Source organism: Clostridium sp. LXY-7 (assembly GCF_056172015.1).
On sequence record NZ_JBLLJL010000005.1, the window covers coordinates 52,737 to 71,167 of the forward strand.

The 18,431-nt window shown below is 32.6% G+C and carries 14 protein-coding genes and 27 tRNA genes; 3 read left to right on the forward strand and 38 right to left on the reverse strand.

Annotation, left to right across the window (positions count from 1 at the left end; translation table 11 throughout):
* The first annotated feature begins 113 nt into the window (after positions 1-113).
* A complete protein-coding gene (locus ACI48Q_RS16540; protein WP_474920243.1) occupies positions 114-296 on the forward strand; it encodes a hypothetical protein in 183 nt (60 codons plus the stop codon).
* 23 nt (positions 297-319) lie between these two features.
* On the opposite strand, the gene ACI48Q_RS16545 is transcribed toward ACI48Q_RS16540, so the two are convergent.
* The 28 genes from ACI48Q_RS16545 to rdgB all read right to left on the reverse strand — a co-directional run bounded on the left by ACI48Q_RS16545 (position 320) and on the right by rdgB (position 3,645).
* Positions 320-393, reverse strand: a tRNA-Gly gene (locus ACI48Q_RS16545).
* A gap of 54 nt (positions 394-447) precedes the next feature.
* Positions 448-531, reverse strand: a tRNA-Leu gene (locus ACI48Q_RS16550).
* A 6-nt stretch (positions 532-537) separates the two neighbouring features.
* Positions 538-613 (reverse strand) — tRNA-Lys (locus ACI48Q_RS16555).
* Between the two features lie 4 nt (positions 614-617).
* Positions 618-692 (reverse strand) — tRNA-Gln (locus ACI48Q_RS16560).
* A gap of 7 nt (positions 693-699) precedes the next feature.
* Positions 700-775 (reverse strand) — tRNA-His (locus ACI48Q_RS16565).
* Between the two features lie 4 nt (positions 776-779).
* Positions 780-856: transfer RNA gene (locus ACI48Q_RS16570), tRNA-Arg, on the reverse strand.
* A 6-nt stretch (positions 857-862) separates the two neighbouring features.
* A tRNA-Gly gene (locus tag ACI48Q_RS16575) sits at positions 863-937 on the reverse strand.
* Between the two features lie 40 nt (positions 938-977).
* Positions 978-1,054 (reverse strand) — tRNA-Arg (locus ACI48Q_RS16580).
* 19 nt (positions 1,055-1,073) lie between these two features.
* Positions 1,074-1,147, reverse strand: a tRNA-Gly gene (locus ACI48Q_RS16585).
* 4 nt (positions 1,148-1,151) lie between these two features.
* Positions 1,152-1,226 (reverse strand) — tRNA-Gly (locus tag ACI48Q_RS16590).
* 14 nt (positions 1,227-1,240) lie between these two features.
* Positions 1,241-1,324, reverse strand: a tRNA-Leu gene (locus ACI48Q_RS16595).
* A gap of 6 nt (positions 1,325-1,330) precedes the next feature.
* Positions 1,331-1,406 (reverse strand) — tRNA-Lys (locus ACI48Q_RS16600).
* A gap of 4 nt (positions 1,407-1,410) precedes the next feature.
* A tRNA-Gln gene (locus ACI48Q_RS16605) sits at positions 1,411-1,485 on the reverse strand.
* A gap of 7 nt (positions 1,486-1,492) precedes the next feature.
* Positions 1,493-1,568: transfer RNA gene (locus tag ACI48Q_RS16610), tRNA-His, on the reverse strand.
* A 4-nt stretch (positions 1,569-1,572) separates the two neighbouring features.
* Positions 1,573-1,649: transfer RNA gene (locus ACI48Q_RS16615), tRNA-Arg, on the reverse strand.
* Between the two features lie 6 nt (positions 1,650-1,655).
* Positions 1,656-1,729: transfer RNA gene (locus ACI48Q_RS16620), tRNA-Gly, on the reverse strand.
* Between the two features lie 9 nt (positions 1,730-1,738).
* Positions 1,739-1,814, reverse strand: a tRNA-Pro gene (locus ACI48Q_RS16625).
* Positions 1,815-1,819: 5 nt separating this feature from the next.
* Positions 1,820-1,896: transfer RNA gene (locus ACI48Q_RS16630), tRNA-Arg, on the reverse strand.
* A 5-nt stretch (positions 1,897-1,901) separates the two neighbouring features.
* Positions 1,902-1,975, reverse strand: a tRNA-Gly gene (locus ACI48Q_RS16635).
* A gap of 4 nt (positions 1,976-1,979) precedes the next feature.
* Positions 1,980-2,054 (reverse strand) — tRNA-Gly (locus tag ACI48Q_RS16640).
* A 14-nt stretch (positions 2,055-2,068) separates the two neighbouring features.
* Positions 2,069-2,152 (reverse strand) — tRNA-Leu (locus ACI48Q_RS16645).
* A 6-nt stretch (positions 2,153-2,158) separates the two neighbouring features.
* Positions 2,159-2,234 (reverse strand) — tRNA-Lys (locus ACI48Q_RS16650).
* 4 nt (positions 2,235-2,238) lie between these two features.
* Positions 2,239-2,313: transfer RNA gene (locus ACI48Q_RS16655), tRNA-Gln, on the reverse strand.
* A gap of 7 nt (positions 2,314-2,320) precedes the next feature.
* A tRNA-His gene (locus tag ACI48Q_RS16660) sits at positions 2,321-2,396 on the reverse strand.
* Positions 2,397-2,400: 4 nt separating this feature from the next.
* Positions 2,401-2,477 (reverse strand) — tRNA-Arg (locus tag ACI48Q_RS16665).
* Between the two features lie 6 nt (positions 2,478-2,483).
* Positions 2,484-2,557 (reverse strand) — tRNA-Gly (locus ACI48Q_RS16670).
* Between the two features lie 9 nt (positions 2,558-2,566).
* Positions 2,567-2,642 (reverse strand) — tRNA-Pro (locus ACI48Q_RS16675).
* 406 nt (positions 2,643-3,048) lie between these two features.
* Positions 3,049-3,645 carry an RdgB/HAM1 family non-canonical purine NTP pyrophosphatase gene (gene rdgB, locus ACI48Q_RS16680; protein WP_474920244.1) on the reverse strand — a complete coding sequence of 199 codons (597 nt, stop codon included), beginning with the start codon at positions 3,643-3,645 and terminating at the stop codon, positions 3,049-3,051.
* 97 nt (positions 3,646-3,742) lie between these two features.
* Between rdgB and ACI48Q_RS16685 the strand changes: the two genes are divergently transcribed.
* Complete coding sequence (locus tag ACI48Q_RS16685) at positions 3,743-5,128, forward strand: hypothetical protein (protein WP_474920245.1); 1,386 nt, start codon at positions 3,743-3,745, stop codon at positions 5,126-5,128.
* Between the two features lie 13 nt (positions 5,129-5,141).
* On the opposite strand, the gene ACI48Q_RS16690 is transcribed toward ACI48Q_RS16685, so the two are convergent.
* On the reverse strand, positions 5,142-6,725 hold the full coding sequence (locus ACI48Q_RS16690) for a peptide ABC transporter substrate-binding protein (RefSeq protein ID WP_474920246.1): 1,584 nt from the start codon (positions 6,723-6,725) through the stop codon (positions 5,142-5,144).
* A 161-nt stretch (positions 6,726-6,886) separates the two neighbouring features.
* Between ACI48Q_RS16690 and ACI48Q_RS16695 the strand changes: the two genes are divergently transcribed.
* The gene (locus ACI48Q_RS16695; RefSeq protein WP_474920247.1) at positions 6,887-7,114 is read left to right on the forward strand and encodes a hypothetical protein; all 228 of its coding nucleotides are present in this window, start codon (positions 6,887-6,889) and stop codon (positions 7,112-7,114) included.
* 64 nt (positions 7,115-7,178) lie between these two features.
* Here the strand turns inward: ACI48Q_RS16695 and ligA are convergent, their stop codons facing one another.
* The 9 genes from ligA to gap form a co-directional block, all read right to left on the reverse strand.
* Positions 7,179-9,152 carry an NAD-dependent DNA ligase LigA gene (gene ligA / locus ACI48Q_RS16700; RefSeq protein ID WP_474920645.1) on the reverse strand — a complete coding sequence of 658 codons (1,974 nt, stop codon included), beginning with the start codon at positions 9,150-9,152 and terminating at the stop codon, positions 7,179-7,181.
* Positions 9,153-9,209: 57 nt separating this feature from the next.
* Positions 9,210-11,444 carry a DNA helicase PcrA gene (gene pcrA, locus ACI48Q_RS16705; RefSeq protein WP_474920248.1) on the reverse strand — a complete coding sequence of 745 codons (2,235 nt, stop codon included), beginning with the start codon at positions 11,442-11,444 and terminating at the stop codon, positions 9,210-9,212.
* 107 nt (positions 11,445-11,551) lie between these two features.
* A complete protein-coding gene (locus tag ACI48Q_RS16710; protein WP_474920249.1) occupies positions 11,552-11,869 on the reverse strand; it encodes a YerC/YecD family TrpR-related protein in 318 nt (105 codons plus the stop codon).
* 166 nt (positions 11,870-12,035) lie between these two features.
* The gene (gene secG, locus ACI48Q_RS16715) at positions 12,036-12,269 is read right to left on the reverse strand and encodes a preprotein translocase subunit SecG (RefSeq protein WP_474920250.1); all 234 of its coding nucleotides are present in this window, start codon (positions 12,267-12,269) and stop codon (positions 12,036-12,038) included.
* A gap of 119 nt (positions 12,270-12,388) precedes the next feature.
* Complete coding sequence (eno, locus tag ACI48Q_RS16720) at positions 12,389-13,684, reverse strand: phosphopyruvate hydratase (protein ID WP_474920251.1); 1,296 nt, start codon at positions 13,682-13,684, stop codon at positions 12,389-12,391.
* Between the two features lie 54 nt (positions 13,685-13,738).
* A complete protein-coding gene (gene gpmI, locus ACI48Q_RS16725) occupies positions 13,739-15,268 on the reverse strand; it encodes a 2,3-bisphosphoglycerate-independent phosphoglycerate mutase (protein WP_474920252.1) in 1,530 nt (509 codons plus the stop codon).
* A 20-nt stretch (positions 15,269-15,288) separates the two neighbouring features.
* Complete coding sequence (gene tpiA / locus ACI48Q_RS16730) at positions 15,289-16,035, reverse strand: triose-phosphate isomerase (protein WP_474920253.1); 747 nt, start codon at positions 16,033-16,035, stop codon at positions 15,289-15,291.
* 51 nt (positions 16,036-16,086) lie between these two features.
* Positions 16,087-17,283, reverse strand: coding sequence for a phosphoglycerate kinase (locus ACI48Q_RS16735; RefSeq protein WP_474920254.1), 1,197 nt, complete (start codon positions 17,281-17,283; stop codon positions 16,087-16,089).
* 106 nt (positions 17,284-17,389) lie between these two features.
* Complete coding sequence (gene gap / locus ACI48Q_RS16740; RefSeq protein ID WP_474920255.1) at positions 17,390-18,397, reverse strand: type I glyceraldehyde-3-phosphate dehydrogenase; 1,008 nt, start codon at positions 18,395-18,397, stop codon at positions 17,390-17,392.
* Positions 18,398-18,431: the final 34 nt, after the last annotated feature.

An 18,431-nucleotide genomic window follows, 5' to 3' on the forward strand; every position in this document is an offset into this window, starting at 1 on the left:
CATATAAAATCAAATAATTATTAATTTTCTTTAAATTTTCTGAAATAATAGTATATTTATAGTAATTAATACTATATTATATATTTATAAATATTAAGCTAGGGGGAATCTGTATGAAATTTCTAACAGAAAAACTTAACTGTAATTTGTTAAATAGAGATATTGATAAGATCTATTGTTATATTGTGAATGAAGTTGTGAAAGATTCTCTTGATAAAAGTGTTATAGAAGATGATGGTATAGACATCAATATTGCTAAAATTACATGTATATCTTGTCCAAACAAAAACAGCTAAGTTAACACTTAGCTGTTTTTGTTTGGAGCGGGTGAAGGGAATCGAACCCTCGTAACTAGCTTGGAAGGCTAGCACTCTACCATTGAGTTACACCCGCATATTAATAGTATACTATAACTCTAATATACTCTATGAACCTATTTTCAAAAATTGGTGCAGGTGAAGGGAGTCGAACCCCCACGCCATAGGCGCTAGATCCTAAGTCTAGTGCGTCTGCCAATTCCGCCACACCTGCATCTTTTGGTGGCTCACCGGGGAATCGAACCCCGGACACCATGATTAAAAGTCATGTGCTCTACCGACTGAGCTAGTGAACCATTTTGGCTGGGATAGCAGGATTTGAACCTACGAATGCCAGAGTCAAAGTCTGGTGCCTTACCGCTTGGCGATATCCCATTATGTATGGGGTGAACGATGGGACTCGAACCCACGACAACCAGAACCACAATCTGGCGCTCTACCAACTGAACTACGTTCACCATATGGTGCGTCTTAAGGGATTCGAACCCCTGGCCCACGCCTTAGAAGGGCGTTGCTCTATCCAGCTGAGCTAAAGACGCATATTTTGGAGCGGAAGACGAGATTCGAACTCGCGACGTTCACCTTGGCAAGGTGACGCTCTACCACTGAGCCACTCCCGCTTAATATACAATATATTTTTTATAATAACTTAACAAATCTTGGTGCACCCAACAGGATTTGAACCTGCCACCTTTGGATTCGAAGTCCACCGCTCTATCCAAATGAGCTATGGGTGCATCTTAATCAAGAAAACTTTGGAGCGGGTGAAGGGAATCGAACCCTCGTAACTAGCTTGGAAGGCTAGCACTCTACCATTGAGTTACACCCGCGTATTGGAGCGGAAGACGAGATTCGAACTCGCGACGTTCACCTTGGCAAGGTGACGCTCTACCACTGAGCCACTCCCGCTGATTTTTTAAAATTGGTGCAGGTGAAGGGAGTCGAACCCCCACGCCGTAGGCGCTAGATCCTAAGTCTAGTGCGTCTGCCAATTCCGCCACACCTGCATCTTTTGGTGGCTCACCGGGGAATCGAACCCCGGACACCATGATTAAAAGTCATGTGCTCTACCGACTGAGCTAGTGAACCATTTTGGCTGGGATAGCAGGATTTGAACCTACGAATGCCAGAGTCAAAGTCTGGTGCCTTACCGCTTGGCGATATCCCATTATGTATGGGGTGAACGATGGGACTCGAACCCACGACAACCAGAACCACAATCTGGCGCTCTACCAACTGAACTACGTTCACCATATGGTGCGTCTTAAGGGATTCGAACCCCTGGCCCACGCCTTAGAAGGGCGTTGCTCTATCCAGCTGAGCTAAAGACGCATATTTTGGAGCGGGTGAAGGGAATCGAACCCTCGTAACTAGCTTGGAAGGCTAGCACTCTACCATTGAGTTACACCCGCAAGTTTTAATGGTCGGGGTGACAGGGATTGAACCTGCGACCTCATGGTCCCAAACCACGCGCGCTCCCATCTGCGCCACACCCCGATGTATGGTGCGTCTTAAGGGATTCGAACCCCTGGCCCACGCCTTAGAAGGGCGTTGCTCTATCCAGCTGAGCTAAAGACGCATATTTGGAGCGGGTGAAGGGAATCGAACCCTCGTAACTAGCTTGGAAGGCTAGCACTCTACCATTGAGTTACACCCGCATATTGGAGCGGAAGACGAGATTCGAACTCGCGACGTTCACCTTGGCAAGGTGACGCTCTACCACTGAGCCACTCCCGCTGATTTTTTAAAATTGGTGCAGGTGAAGGGAGTCGAACCCCCACGCCGTAGGCGCTAGATCCTAAGTCTAGTGCGTCTGCCAATTCCGCCACACCTGCATCTTTTGGTGGCTCACCGGGGAATCGAACCCCGGACGCCATGATTAAAAGTCATGTGCTCTACCGACTGAGCTAGTGAACCATTTTGGCTGGGATAGCAGGATTTGAACCTACGAATGCCAGAGTCAAAGTCTGGTGCCTTACCGCTTGGCGATATCCCATTATGTATGGGGTGAACGATGGGACTCGAACCCACGACAACCAGAACCACAATCTGGCGCTCTACCAACTGAACTACGTTCACCATATGGTGCGTCTTAAGGGATTCGAACCCCTGGCCCACGCCTTAGAAGGGCGTTGCTCTATCCAGCTGAGCTAAAGACGCATATTTTGGAGCGGGTGAAGGGAATCGAACCCTCGTAACTAGCTTGGAAGGCTAGCACTCTACCATTGAGTTACACCCGCAAGTTTTAATGGTCGGGGTGACAGGGATTGAACCTGCGACCTCATGGTCCCAAACCACGCGCGCTCCCATCTGCGCCACACCCCGATATTTTACTTTTTTGCTAGGTTCTCATTCAATTCGTGAACCTCAGCGACAATAGTTATTCTACAGCATTAGCTTAAAATAGTCAACACTTTTTTTGTTTTTTCTCATGTAATTTACCATGTATTTTTTTGCCACTCTCTTAATTCCAATAATATCAACACTTTAACTAATTAAAACTAATTCCAATATTTCTTAAACACTATTAAACTTACATAAAGACATCTTCTTAATTGTAATTCTGTTTTAAAGTAAAATTATTCTATTATCATAAATTTACCTTTACAGATTCTCTAAAAAATAGATTTACTTAATTTCTTTATTTAAACCTCACTTTATTCTAAAAGTTTTTCTTAAATAATCCTCTTGCAAATCTATTTTCTATAAAACTTATAATTATTTATACACTTTATAAATTTTTATTTAATTCCACTTTTATTTTATCTAATGCCTTAGCTCTATGACTTACTCTATTCTTTATTTCTGATGGAATTTTAGCAAAAGTAGCATTTAATTCTGGCACAAAAAATATAGGATCATATCCAAAACCCTCACATACTTCATACTCTTCTGTAATAAATCCCTTCACTGCTTCTTCAACTTTTATAATAGTATTTTTATCTTTTATAAGAATCATAGCACATATAAATTCTGCTCCTCTTTCGTCTATACTTTTTCCGCTTAACTTTTTCATAAGCTTTTTATTATTTTCTATAGAATTACCATGTTCTCCACTATATCTTGCTGAGAATATTCCAGGCTCCCCATTTAATATATCAACTGCTAGTCCTGAGTCATCGGCTAAAACCATAGCATCTTTACAAATATCAAATATAGCTTTTGCTTTTATCTCTGCATTTTCTAAAAAAGTACTTCCTGTTTCCTCTACATCAATATTAATCCCACTTTCCTTTAAGCCTAATACTTCAAATGGGAACTCCTTAAGTATATCTTTTATCTCTTGAATTTTATGATTATTATTGCTAGCTACTATTAACTTTTTCATTCTATCTTTCCTTTCTATTAAAAAAACTATTTTTTTAGCACATTTTCATATGTTCAATCATATTATTAAATATGATTAATATTGTGGTGGTGTTATTTTGAAATATATTGGTCCATTCTTAAGAGTTAACTTACTTAATATTGATAATATTCAAAGTCAATTATTTCATCTATCTAAAGAAGCCTTAAGACATATAACTTTTCACTCTAGCTGTGGAATTGTTTCGAAAAATCTTGAACTTAAGAATAGAATATTACCTAATGATGATACCATAAATAGCTCTATTTCTCCACTTCTTTGTGTGTATAGAAAAGCTGATGGCAAATTAATAAAAGATGGTGATAAATTTATTTGGAATCATCGTAAATTTAAAAGAGAAATAAACATATGCGCTAATGGCTATATGAACTTATGCTTATTATATCTTTCAGATTACTATAGTAAATTTTTGGATATAGATGATGCTAAATATTCTCTTAGACGAACTTATGTAGATTTAACTAAAGAGCAATTGGAATTTTTCGCTTTATATTGTCGTAGTCAACAAGGAGTATTCGTAGATAAATATGATTCTTCTGATCCGTTACAAAAGGAATATGTACTTACTGACAAAGATTTAGATTTTAAATTTTCTACTCAAGCATTATTAATGGCATGTTACTATAAGTACTCAACCCTTGCTAATAATGAGTCAGAACAATTTAAAAATTTTGCACTAGAGATTTTAAATATGTTTAAACAGTACAAGCATGAAATATATAATACCTCTCATGATGAATTAGTAAAAATCTGTTTTGCATTTAACATATTATATGATTGTTCTAAATCTGAAGAGGTAATGGACTTACTCTTAGACTTCTCTGAATTAATGATAGAAAATATTAAACATATGCCTGCTTCGATAATTAGAGATAATATAAGCATGTCTTGCCTTTGTTATTTAAATAATATTATTCTCTATAAACATACTAATTTAACCAAATTTAAAGATGCTAGCATAGATATATTTAATTTACTTGAAAATCTTTATGATGATACCTTAGGTGTCTTCATAAAATACTCCTCTGACAAAGAGCATAAATTCTCTTCTGATGAAATAGTATTATATCTATCTATGTTTTTAATTCATAGTACTATTTTAGATGATGAAGAAAAAGAACTTCATTCAGTTAAAGTGCAAAATCTATATAAAAATCAAGTTGTTAATTCAGGCTTAATACTTAGATGGCCTGAACCTCCAAATATAGATGACGCTGAAAGATATAGGAACTTTTCTTGTAAATCTGATGACTTTTTAAATGATGATTATTTTAATATTTCTTCTTCAACCAGTTCTAACAGCTATGAATTTGCTCCAATTTTAGTAAAAAATATAACCTTAAATAGAAAAAAGGAAAGCTACAAACATTATAAACATAGCTTTGATTCCTATAAAAATATGCTTTCATTTTTTATACTTATATATATAAATACATTTTTATAATCAACATAAAAAACTACCTTTTATTAGGTAGTTTTTTTATATTATCTAGTATGACATTCCCAGAATTTGTAGTATGAATACCTATAATTTCTTTGTTTACACATAATCCTGTGTCTAGATAATATACAGGTATTGATGGTAAATCACTTTTTAATATTTCTTCACATTGTCTATAAATCTCGTATCTTTTCTCCTTATTTACCTCATTCCACATACTTTTTATTACCTCATCATATGTGGGATTATTATATTTAATTAAATTATTTATATCATTACTTTTGAATGTATTATAGTATTCTATTGAATCATTAAAAATTGGAGTTACCTTTTGTAGTATCAGATGATATTCTCCACTTTTAATTACTTCTTTCCACCCCTCATCACTTACACCTTTAATCCTCATATTTATATTTAAATCCTCTTCTATATCTTTGGAAATAGTTTCTGCAATTCTCTTATTTAGTGAGCTATCCTCATATATCAATATAATCTCTTCGTCTTTAACTTTACAACTTTCATAATACTCTAATGCCCTTTTACTATTGCCAAAGGTAGGAAAACTTTTCTCTTGTTGATAATCCTCATATATATAAGACCATGCTGGCTTTACTATATCTGATGAAATCTGTTGTGAATAATATTCCTTTGATAGTAATTCATTAATTGACTTTCTAAAATTAATATCTTTATTCATTTTATTATCTAAATTAAAACTTAAATAATAAACTGTACTCCCCTTAAAGCTTTGAATACTACCTTCTTCTGAAAGTCTAGCATACTCATTAGCAGGTACATCTGAAAGTATATCTATAGAGTCTTTATACTCTTCATTTTCAGTAGTTTGAAACTGTGCCAACGCTTCTTCAGAATTTTCATTAAATATAAATCTAATACTTTCATCAGTAATACTTTTTTCATTGTAATATTTCGCATTTTTACTTAAATAAATATCTTTATTTTCTATATTATTAATAATAAATGGACCTGTATATCTAATATTTTTATAACAATCTTCATATTTGACTTTAAGTTTTTCATAATCTCTAAGTGCAAATACTGGATGCGCTAACATCTCTATAAAATAAGGAGTAACATAATTTAATCTAAATACTAAGTTATTTGATTCTCTTTTCATTATTGCAACTTTAGAAAAATCACCTTTACCCTCCCTAAAATCTTTTGCTCCAAATATACAATCTAAATACTGAGCATATAAATTCCCCTTATCTTCTAAAAATTCCTTATAAAACTCTATATAGTCTTCTGTTTGAATTTTTTCCCCAGTACTATAGTAAGCATTTTCTCTTAACTTGAAACTATATTCTAACCCATCCTCTGATATTTTATAACTTTCTGCTAATGCTGGAATTATTTCTCCATTTTTATCTTCTTTAACTAATCCTTGGAATAAAGATAATAACAAATCCTTTTCTCTTAAATTCTGTGATTCAGTCATATTTAAATCAGAAGGTCTTTCATTTATAGAATAAGTTATATTCTCCTTTGAATCTATTTGAACTTGCAAACTCTCTTTCTGTATTTTTATGGTAAATGAAATTATAATTACCGCAAATATAATGAAAATTATTTTTTTCATAGCAGCACCTCATATCAAGTTAAACTTATACCTAGATAAATTATTTACATAAATTCATGTAATTAACCCTACAATTGCTAATTTACATAAAATTAATGATTATAGATATCAGATGTGATATAATGTGTATAATTATTTCAGTAGTAATACAGGAGGTTGCCATGATTTATTTAGATATTACTTTAAAAATCTTAGCTATATTAGCACTTGTTGTTTTTATGACAATAACAATATGGGGATTTGTAGTTTTTAATTATTTATATAGTCAAATAAGATATACAAACTACCTGTTAGAAAAAATTTCTCATATTTTAAATATATCTTACCTTAATGTAAGAGAAAAGAAAAAAGAAGAAAAGATATCGAAAAAAGATACTAACCAGATTTAATTGATAATATTAATGAACGTTAACATAAAATATCCATAGACCCTAAAGATCTATGGATATTTTTTTATATCATTAAAATAAACTCTTCCTCTGTAATAACTTTTATTCCTAGTTCTATTGCTTTAGTATATTTTGAACCCGGTTCTTCTCCTACAAGAACATAATCAGTTTTTTTACTTACTGACCCTGAAACCTTAGCTCCTAAACTTTCTAGTTTATCTTTTACTTCGCTTCTTGAAAAACTTTTTAAACTACCTGTTACAACTACAGTTTTATCTTTGAATATTCCTACTTCAACTTCTTCCATTTCACTATGAACAGGTTTTACACCTAATTCTAATAGCTCTTCTATAGTTGCTTTCACTTTTTCAGAATTAAAAAACTCCACTATACTATTTGCTACAATATCTCCAATATCCTGTATATTCACCAGCTGTTCAAATGTTGCTTCCTCAATGCCTTTGAGTGATTTGAATTTCTTTGATAAATCTTTGGCTGTTTTCTTTCCTACATTAGGTATACCTAGTGCATATATAAAAGATGCTAACTCACAATTCTTACTCTTCTCTAATGCATTTATAAGATTAACTGCCTTTTTCTCTCCAAATTTATCTAATGGTAATAATTGTTCTTTCTCTATCCTATATAGATCTGCAATGGATTTTATACCTAGCTTTTCAAACAATTGCTCAGCAGTCTTCTCACTAAATCCCTCTATATTCATTGCTTCTCTGCTGGCATAATGAACTATAGTTTTCACCATTTGAGGCTTACAGGATAAAGTATTTTCACAAAAATAATGTACCCCTTCTTTTAGCAGTTTTTCTCCACAACTAGGACACATCTTAGGATCTTCTATTTCTATAGCATTTTCTAAGGATTCTTCAACCACTCCCATAATTTCTGGAATAACATCATTGGAACGACGCACAAATACTGTGGAACCTAATTTCACTCCTTTTCTTGCTATATCATCCATATTATTAAGAGTTGCTCTTTTAACTGTAGCTCCCGCAAGTTCTACTGGTTCTAATATAGCTGTAGGTGTAACTCTTCCACTCCTACCTACATTCCATTCTACAGATATAAGCTTAGTAGTGGCTTCTTCTGCTTCAAATTTATAAGCTATAGCCCATTTAGGAAATTTAATAGTATATCCTAATACCTCTCTAGTTCTAATATCATCCACAGCTATAACTGCTCCATCTATATCGTAGTTTAACTCACTCCGCATTCCTTCAATGTGCTTTATTTCATTCTGTATCTCTTCAATAGAAGTACAAGTTTTAAAATAATTATCTGTAGGCAATCCCATAGCTTTAATAAAGGTTATCATCTCATTGTAAGTTTCAAAGTTCTCACCTTCATTGTATCCAACATCATAAAAGAAGGCTGATAGGTTTCTTCTTGCGGCTTCATTTATATTGAGATTTCTTAAGGCTCCTGCAGCACCATTTCTTAGATTCTTTAATGGAATCTCAGTACTCTCGTTATAATTATTAAAAGCTTCTTTAGTCATTATAGCTTCTCCATGAACCTCGATTACATGACCATTGTTAATTTTAAGTGGCACAGATTTTATAGTTTTTACTTGAGCTGTTATATTTTCACCAACTTCACCAGTACCTCTAGACGCTGCTACTTTTAAATATCCATTTTCATCATAGGTTAAATTTATAGCAAGCCCATCAAATTTTTTAGTAACTACATATTTTATTGGAGGCAATTCTTCCTCATTATTTAAATTATATTCTTTTATAGCTTTCAAATTCCTATTATGCCACTCTTTAATTCCTTCTATAGATTGAGACTTATCTAGACTCCAAAGTGGTGCTTTATGATAATATTTTTTAAATTCTACTAAAGTAATATCTCCAATACGTTGAGTAGGAGAATGAGGAAGTGATTCCCCTAGCTCCGCCTCTAAAGCTCTTAACTCATCATAGAGCTTATCATATTCCGCATCAGATATTGTAGCATTATCAAGGGCATAGTAATTGTAGGAATGTTTATTTAGCTCCTCTACTAACTCCAACATTCTATTATACTTAATATCATCCAAGAATTTTCATCCTTTCTCTATTTTGATATGATGTTATATAACTTCTAATGGTGCCTTACTAGCCATTAATTTTTTTATCCCCATATTATTAAAGGCTATGGTTAAAATCGCTTCTGTACCATCATTTGAAATAGCAACTACTGTACCTATACCAAACTTATCATGCTTTACTTTTCTTCCTATAGATAATTCTTCAGTTTTAATGCCTGTTATAGAATTTTTAGATTGTGTCATATTAACATTAGAATTCCCGTTAAAAAAACTATTTCTAAAAGAAGTCGCCTCACTAGAATGTTTAGCATTATTCCTAAACATTCCAGTATTTTGTGTCCTATTTCTGTCATTTATATTTTCTTTCAATTCCTTAGGAATTTCACTGACGAAATCAGATAATGAATAAGCTACAGTCCTTCCAAAGACTATCCTTTGTTCTGCTGAAGTTATATATAAAAGCTCTTCTGCTCTCGTAATAGCTACATAACAAAGTCTCCTTGACTCTTCCATTTCATTGAAGCTATTTAATGAAGCCATACCTGGGAATATTCCATTCTCCATACCAACTAAATATACTACAGGAAACTCTAGACCCTTAGCACTGTGTACTGTCATCATAACTACCGCATTACCATCATCTTCAAGATTATCTATATCTGACACCAAGGTCACTTTTTCTAAAAATGCCTGCAAGGTTTTATCCTCTGAAGTACTTTCAAAATCTACTGCATCAGATACAAGTTCCTTTAAGTTTTCAATTCTACTCTCATCCTCTATTGTTTTAGACTCTTTTAGCATCTTCATATATCCACTATCTTCTAAAACACACTCTATAAGCTCTGAAACCTTAATATCATCACAAGATGTTATAAATTTGTTTATTAAGGATATAAACTTGTTTATAGATGCAACTGCTCTTGGTGTCAAGTTTGGAACAAACTCTACATCTAGAAGTGCATCATACATACAGATATTGTTTTCACTAGCAAAATTTTGTACCTTTTCAACTGTAGCATCACCTATACTTCTCTTAGGTTCATTTATTATCCTTCTTAAGCTTATATCATCTAATGGATTATTTATAAGCTTTAAATATGCCATAATATCTTTTATTTCTTTTCTATCATAGAACTTAAGTCCACCAACGATTTTGTAAGGTATTTCACTTCTTCTAAAGGACTCCTCAAATATACGTGACTGAGAATTCATTCTATAAAGTACTGCAAAATCCCTGTAACTCTTATCCTTTTCTGAAATTAGTCTTTTTATTTCTCCTGCTACAAAATTTCCTTCATCTATATCACTGTATGCCCTATATACTTTTAAACTCTCACCAGCTTCACTTTCAGTTCTAAGTTGTTTATCTTTTCTTTGAGAATTATTTCTAATTACTGTGTTTGCAGCTTCTAATATATTAGATTTTGATCTATAGTTTTGCTCTAGTTTAACTACTTTTGCATTTGGAAAATCTTTTTCAAAATCTAGTATATTATTAATATCTGCTCCTCTCCAGGCATATATGCACTGGTCATCATCGCCTACTACACATATGTTCTCATTTTCGTTTACTAAAAGCTTTATAAGCTCATATTGACATTTATTTGTATCTTGATACTCATCTACTAATATATATTTAAATTTTCTTCTGTAAAAATCTCTAGTATCTTCATTCTCTTTAAATAACCTTACTGTTAGATATATTAAATCATCAAAATCTAGAGAGTTACTAGCCTTTAATCTTTTCTCGTAAAGGGTATATACATCTGCTATTTTATTAATTCTAAAATTACTCTCATTTAATACTTTATATTGTTTAGCCGATATTAGTTTATTTTTAGCTTCTGAAATTTTGCTTAATATTTCCCCTTCAGTTATATCCTTATCATTTATATTGAGCTCTTTTATACATTGCTTAACCAATGCTTTAGAATCATAACTGTCATATATGGTGAAGTTTTTATTATATCCTAATTTATCGATTTCTCTTCTTAGAATTCTTACACAACTTGAGTGAAATGTAGATACCCACATATTATTAGCTACATCTCCAACCAATGCTCTAACTCTATCCTTCATTTCCCCTGCTGCTTTATTCGTAAAAGTTATTGCTAATATCTGAGAGGGATATATATTTAAATCATTAATCATATGTGCAATTCTATAGGTTAAAACCCTAGTTTTTCCTGATCCCGCTCCTGCTAATATAAGAAGAGGCCCATTAACTGTTATAGAAGCCTCATATTGCTCTTTATTTAATAGATTTTTTAGATCCATTTAATCACTCCTAAAATTTAAATTAAACTATTCTTTATTATATACCATATAAATTCAAATATAAACAAAACTCATGGATTAAAAATCCATGAGTATTAATTTAAAATTTATTCTTTCTCTTCATAATCCTTCCACTTAACTCTGTCAAAAATAATATCATATCCATTATTTCCATAATTTAAAGAACGATTAACTCTACTTATAGTAGCTGTGCTTGCACCAGTAGTGCTTGCTATATCTAAATATGTCCTTCTTGCTTTTAACATCCTAGCAACTTGAAGCCTTTGCTCCATTGCTTTTATTTCATTTATTGTGCATACATCTTCAAAAAACCTATATAATTCCTCTCTTGTTTCTAAAGACTTTATTGCATCAAATAAAAAATCCACTTCTTTACTTTGAAGTTTTGATTTATAATCCCCCATAATGTTCACCACCTATAAAATAAATCAATTTTTATACCTCTATTATAAATTTATTAGTTTAAAGTGTAAACACATAAGTTAAAAACTTAACTTTAAGTTTTCTTTAAGCATTATAAATAAAAATATGGTATAAAAGCTCAAAGCAATTATACCATATTTCTATAAATTAAGATATTAATATATTAATTCCGATAGCACATAAAACAAATACTATTGATGATACTATAGTCAATTTCATTAAGAAAGATTCTTTTGTTTTAGTTTTATTCTTACTATAAAAAGTTTCAGAAGTTCCTGCTACTAATCCGCCTAATCCAGATGATTTACTCTGTTGAAGAGCTATTGAAACAATAACTATCAATGTAGAGACAATTAAAACTATTTTAAGTGCTGCTAACATACTGCACCCCCTTATTATATTGAGCCTTCATATATTTATATATTTTATCATAGTAAAAGTACTTTTACAATAAATGAAATAGAGCAGAGAGAAAAACCCCTCTGCTTTATATATTTCTCTTATCTTTTAAGATTATAGAATGATTTTAATCCTCTATATTCTGCCATATCACCAAGTTCTTCTTCTATTCTTAATAATTGATTGTATTTAGCAACTCTTTCACTTCTTGCTGGAGCTCCTGTTTTTATTTGTCCAGCATTCATAGCTACAACCAAATCAGCAATTGTTGTATCTTCTGTTTCACCTGATCTATGAGAAACTACTGCTGTATATCCTGCTCTTGAAGCCATTTCTATAGCATTAATAGTCTCAGTTAATGTTCCTATTTGGTTTAATTTTATAAGAATTGAGTTAGCAACTCCTCTTTCAATTCCCATTTCTAATCTCTTAGTATTAGTTACAAATAGGTCATCTCCAACTAATTGAATTTTACCACCTAATTTTTCAGTGATGTATTTCCATCCTGCCCAATCTTCTTCAGCCATACCATCTTCAATAGAGATGATTGGATATTTATTTACAAGTTCAACATAGTAGTCTGCCATCTCTTCTGGAGTTAATATTCTACCTTCTCCAGCTAAATTGTATTTTCCATTTTCAAAGAATTCAGATGAAGCAGGATCTAGTGCTATGAATATTTCTTCTCCTGGTTTATATCCAGCTTTTTCTATAGCTTCTATAATAATTTTTATAGCATCTTCATTTGATTCTAAATTTGGTGCAAATCCACCTTCATCACCTACACCTGTACCTAAGCCTTTAGATTTTAATAATGATTTTAATGTATGATAAACTTCTGCACTCATTCTTAATGCTTCACTAAAAGATTTAGCTCCACAAGGCATTACCATAAATTCTTGTAAGTCCACATTATTATCAGCATGCTTTCCACCATTTAATATGTTCATCATAGGAACTGGTAACACTTTTGCATTTACCCCACCTATATATTGATATAATCCTAATCCTAAATACTCTGCCGCCGCTCTAGCACAAGCTAGTGAAACTCCAAGCATTGCATTAGCACCTAATTTTCCTTTATTATCAGTTCCATCAAGTTCTATCATAGCTTTATCTATTGCAACTTGATCAAACACATTCATTCCTATTAATTCCTCGGCAATTAAATTGTTAACATTATCAACTGCTTTTAAAACACCTTTACCATTATATAATTCTTTATCCCCATCTCTTAATTCCACTGCTTCAAATTGACCTGTAGAAGCTCCTGATGGAACTGCAGCTATTCCTACTGTACCATCTTCTAGAACAACCTCTACCTCTACTGTTGGGAAAGCTCTTGAATCTAGTATTTGTCTTGCAAATACGTCAATAATTTCAATATATTGTTTCATTACTTTATCCTCCTTAAACCCTTAGGTATTATAATACTATTATATCGTTTTATACTATTTAAATAAAGATTTTCCTGTCATTTCTTTTGGTTTTTTAAGTCCTAGTTCTTCTAAAATTGTTGGTGCCATATCTGCAAGTATTCCATCATCTCTAAGTTCTCTACTTTGGCTACTTATATATAGAAATGGTACTAAATTAGTAGTGTGTGCCGTCATAGGTTTCCCTGTAGAGTAATCAATCATACATTCAGCATTTCCATGATCTGCTGTTATGAATACACTACCTTGTTTTTCTAAAACCTTATTTACTACTTTTCCAAGACAACTATCTACTACTTCTATAGCTTTTACAGCAGCCTGTATAACTCCTGTATGTCCAACCATATCAGGATTTGCATAGTTTAATATAATTATATCATACTTGTCACTGTCTAAACTCTCTAAAACTTTTTCAGTAACCTCATAAGCGCTCATCTCAGGTTGTAAATCATAAGTTGCTACCTTAGGAGAAGGTATTAATACTCTATCTTCATTTTTATTTGGTTCCTCTACCCCTCCATTAAAGAAAAAGGTTACATGAGCATATTTTTCAGTTTCTGCAATTCTAAGTTGATTTAAGCCTTGATGGCTAACATACTCTCCCAAAGTATTTTCATAACTTTCAGGTCTATAAGCTATTTTTACATTCTCAATAGTTTTATCATACTGTGTCATACAAACATAAGTTAAATCTAATTTATCTCTTTTAAATCCACTAAATTCTTTATCATTTAGAGCTCTTGTAAGTTCTCTTGCCCTATCTGGTCTGAAATTAAAGAAGATTACTGAATCTTTATTCTTTATAGTAGCTATAGGCTTATTATCTCTCATAATAACTGCTGGTATAACAAATTCATCAGTTTTATTATCATGATATGCTTCATCTATAGCTTCAATAGACGAATTGCTCTTATGCCCTTCACCCTTCACTAGTGCATTATAAGCAAGTTCAATTCTTTCCCATCTGTTGTCTCTATCCATAGCATAATATCTACCACTTATTGTGGCTATGACACCTACGCCCTCAGCGTCCATATATTCCTCTAAATCCATAATAAATCCTTTAGCTGATGATGGAGGTACATCTCGTCCATCAAGAAAGCAGTGTACAAAAACCTTCTCTAAACCTTTATTTTTACAAAGAGTTATAAGTGCCTTTAAATGGTCTATATGAGAGTGCACTCCTCCATCTGATAAAAGTCCCATTAAATGAACAGCTGAATTATTTTCAAGAGCTTTATCTATTGCAAAGTTTAATGATTCATTTTCTAAAAAGTTGCCTTCTTTTATCTCCTTAGATATCCTAGTAAGTTCTTGATATATTATTCTTCCAGCTCCAATATTCAGATGACCTACCTCTGAATTCCCCATCTGACCTTCTGGAAGTCCAACATCTAATCCGCTAGCAGAAACTTTTGTATGAGGATATTTTTCTTTTAACGCATCATAATTAGGTTTTTTAGCTTCTCTAACAGCATTACCTTCTAAATTGTCACTAATTCCAAAACCATCTAGAATCATTAGCATTACTGGTTTTTTTTGCATATCCTAGTACCTACCTTTAACTAATAATTTACTATTGCCTCAAAATCTGAAGCCTTTAAGCTCGCTCCTCCAATTAACCCTCCATCTATATGTTCTTTGTCCATTTGTTCTTTTATAGTTGAAGGTTTAACTGATCCACCGTATTGTATTCTTGTTTTTTCTGCTATATCACTTCCATATAACCTACCTACTATGCTTCTTATAAAACCTATGGTATCATTTGCATCCTCTGCTGTAGCTGTTTTCCCTGTTCCTATAGCCCATATTGGTTCATAGGCTATAACAAGTCTTTCTATCTGCTCTTTTGTAAGTCCATTTAAATCCAGCTTTATTTGCGTCGCTAAAGTTTCTTCTGTAATCCCGAATTCTTTTTCTTCTAAAGTTTCTCCAACGCATAAGATTGGAGTAATATTGTATTTAAAAGCAGCTTTTAATTTTTTATTTACTGTCTCATCTGTTTCATTAAAATACTGTCTTCTTTCACTATGCCCTATAATAACAAATTGTACTCCTAAATCCTTAAGCATTATAGGAGAAATTTCTCCTGTGTATGCACCATTATCCTCAAAATGCATATTTTGAGCTCCTACCATTATATTGGTTTCCTTGCATTCTTCTACTACTGCAGGTAAACATACCGCTGTTGGACATATAACAACATCACAGCTAGCATTTTTTACTAATGGTTTTAACTCCTTTACAAGAGCCACCGATTCACTTACAGTATTATTCATCTTCCAATTTCCAGCAATAATTGCCTTTCTCATAGTTAACCCTCCTAAAGTTTCTTTAGTAAAATTAATTACTATGGTTTAAAATTATTTATTATTTAATGCCACTATTCCTGGTAGTGGAGTTCCTTCTAAAAATTCTAATGAAGCTCCTCCCCCTGTAGAAATATGTGTCATTTTATTACCTAATCCGAATATATTCACTGCCGCTGCACTATCTCCTCCGCCAATAATGGTTGTTCCATTAGAATTAGCCATAGCTTCTCCAACTGCAATTGTTCCTTTACTAAAGTTTTCAAACTCAAAAACTCCCATTGGTCCATTCCAAACAATTGTATTTGAATTTTCAATAACTCTCTTATATTCTTCTCTTGTTTTAGGGCCGATATCTAACCCCATAAAGCCTGGTTCAATATTTGCTCCACTGGTAACTACTGGCTCTGCATTTTTTGAGAATTCACATGCAACTATGTGATCAATAGGTAATAACATGTTAACATTCTTTTCTTTTGCTTTGTTCATCATGTCTAGAGCGTAGTCTACTTTGTCTTCTTCTACCCTTGATATACCAATCTCATAGCCTTTAGCTTTCAAGAATGTATATGCCATTGCTCCACCTATAATTAAATTATCTACTTTCTCTAAAAGATTATTTATTACATTTATTTTATCAGAAACTTTAGAACCCCCTAAAATGGCAGTAAACGGTCTCACTGGATTTTCTACAGCATTTCCTAAAAATTTAAGCTCTTTCTGAATTAAATAGCCACATACTGATGTATCTACAAATTCAGTTACCCCTACTGTAGAACAATGAGCTCTGTGAGCTGAACCAAAAGCGTCATTAACAAATATGTCACATAAAGAAGCAAGCTCTTTTGAAAATATTTCTATGTTCTTTGTTTCTTCAGCCCTAAATCTTGTATTTTGAAGAAGTACAACTTCTCCTGCCTGCATTTCATCTATTGCTTTTTTTGCATTTTCCCCTACTACAACATCATCATCTGCAAAATTAACCTCTACTTTTAAAAGTTCACTTAATCTTTTTACAATGGGTTTTAAAGTAAATTGTGCCTTATTCTCACCCTTTGGCTTTCCTAAATGTGAACATAAAATAACCTTAGCACCATTTTGTACTAAGTATTGAATTGTAGGTACAGCCCCTACAAGTCTGCTTTCATCTGTTATAACTCCATCCACTATAGGCACATTAAAGTCACATCGCACTAACACTTTTTTCCCTTTTACTGCTATATCTTCTATAGTCTTTTTGTTAAATGTCACTTATACCAACTCCTTTTTGTTAATCTCAAACAAAAATCTAGTTCTTAGAAGGCTTCCAGAACTAGATTTTAGTAATCTTTACTTTACTATATAAGTATATCTTAAATTATAGCCTTTCAGCAACATATTTGGTTAAATCCGCTAACCTATTTGAGTATCCCCATTCATTATCGTACCAAGAAACTACCTTTACTAAGCTTCCATCAATAATCATAGTCGATAAAGCATCAACTATTGAAGATCTCTCATCTCCTCTAAAATCTATAGATACTAATGGTTCGTCACTGTATCCTAAAATTCCTTTTAGTTCTCCCTCTGCTGCATTCTTAAATGCCGCATTTATCTCTTCAGCTGTTGCAGGTTTTTCTAGTTCGCAAACTAAATCCGTCATTGAAACAGTTGGAGTAGGAACTCTTACTGCCATTCCATTTAATTTCCCTTTAAGTTGTGGTAATACAAGCGCCACTGCCTTTGCTGCTCCTGTGGTTGTTGGTATCATCGCCTCTGCTGCTACTCTTGCTCTTCTTAAATCCTTATGTGGTGCATCTAATATTTTTTGATCATTAGTATAAGAGTGCACTGTAGTCATTAATCCTTTAACAATTCCAAATTCCCTATCAAGTACTTTAGCAAATGGTGCTAAACAGTTTGTAGTACAAGATGCATTAGAAATAATATGATGAGTTTCTGGATTGTATTTTTCTTCATTAACACCTAAAACTATAGTAATATCTTCATCTTTTGCTGGTGCTGATATTATTACCTTCTTAGCCCCAGCTTCAATATGAGCTTTAGCTTTTTCAGCATTAGTAAATAATCCTGTAGATTCTATTACTATTTCAGCTCCCTGTAATCCCCATGGTATATTTTTAGGATCTCTTTCTGCAAATATTCTAATTTCTTTTCCATTAACAATTATAGAATTTTCTGTAGATTCTACTGTTCCATTAAACTTTCCATAAAGTGAATCATACTTTAATAAATGAGCAAGAGTTTTAGGATCAGTTAAATCATTAATTCCAACTACCTCTATGTCATTTTTATATTTGTCAACTAGCACTTTAAATACATTTCTACCAATTCTTCCAAAACCATTAATTCCAATTTTAATCATTTTAATACCTCCTAAATTAACTTAACAATCTAAA

Bases quoted from the DNA above. Each gene is read 5' to 3' on its own strand.
- ACI48Q_RS16540 (WP_474920243.1), top strand. From the start codon at position 114: ATGAAATTTCTAACAGAAAAACTTAACTGTAATTTGTTAAATAGAGAT.
- rdgB (WP_474920244.1), bottom strand. From the start codon at position 3,645: ATGAAAAAGTTAATAGTAGCTAGCAATAATAATCATAAAATTCAAGAG.
- ACI48Q_RS16690 (WP_474920246.1), bottom strand. From the start codon at position 6,725: ATGAAAAAAATAATTTTCATTATATTTGCGGTAATTATAATTTCATTT.
- ACI48Q_RS16695 (WP_474920247.1), top strand. From the start codon at position 6,887: ATGATTTATTTAGATATTACTTTAAAAATCTTAGCTATATTAGCACTT.
- ligA (WP_474920645.1), bottom strand. From the start codon at position 9,152: ATGTTGGAGTTAGTAGAGGAGCTAAATAAACATTCCTACAATTACTAT.
- pcrA (WP_474920248.1), bottom strand. From the start codon at position 11,444: ATGGATCTAAAAAATCTATTAAATAAAGAGCAATATGAGGCTTCTATA.
- ACI48Q_RS16710 (WP_474920249.1), bottom strand. From the start codon at position 11,869: ATGGGGGATTATAAATCAAAACTTCAAAGTAAAGAAGTGGATTTTTTA.
- secG (WP_474920250.1), bottom strand. From the start codon at position 12,269: ATGTTAGCAGCACTTAAAATAGTTTTAATTGTCTCTACATTGATAGTT.
- eno (WP_474920251.1), bottom strand. From the start codon at position 13,684: ATGAAACAATATATTGAAATTATTGACGTATTTGCAAGACAAATACTA.
- gpmI (WP_474920252.1), bottom strand. From the start codon at position 15,268: ATGCAAAAAAAACCAGTAATGCTAATGATTCTAGATGGTTTTGGAATT.
- tpiA (WP_474920253.1), bottom strand. From the start codon at position 16,035: ATGAGAAAGGCAATTATTGCTGGAAATTGGAAGATGAATAATACTGTA.
- gap (WP_474920255.1), bottom strand. From the start codon at position 18,397: ATGATTAAAATTGGAATTAATGGTTTTGGAAGAATTGGTAGAAATGTA.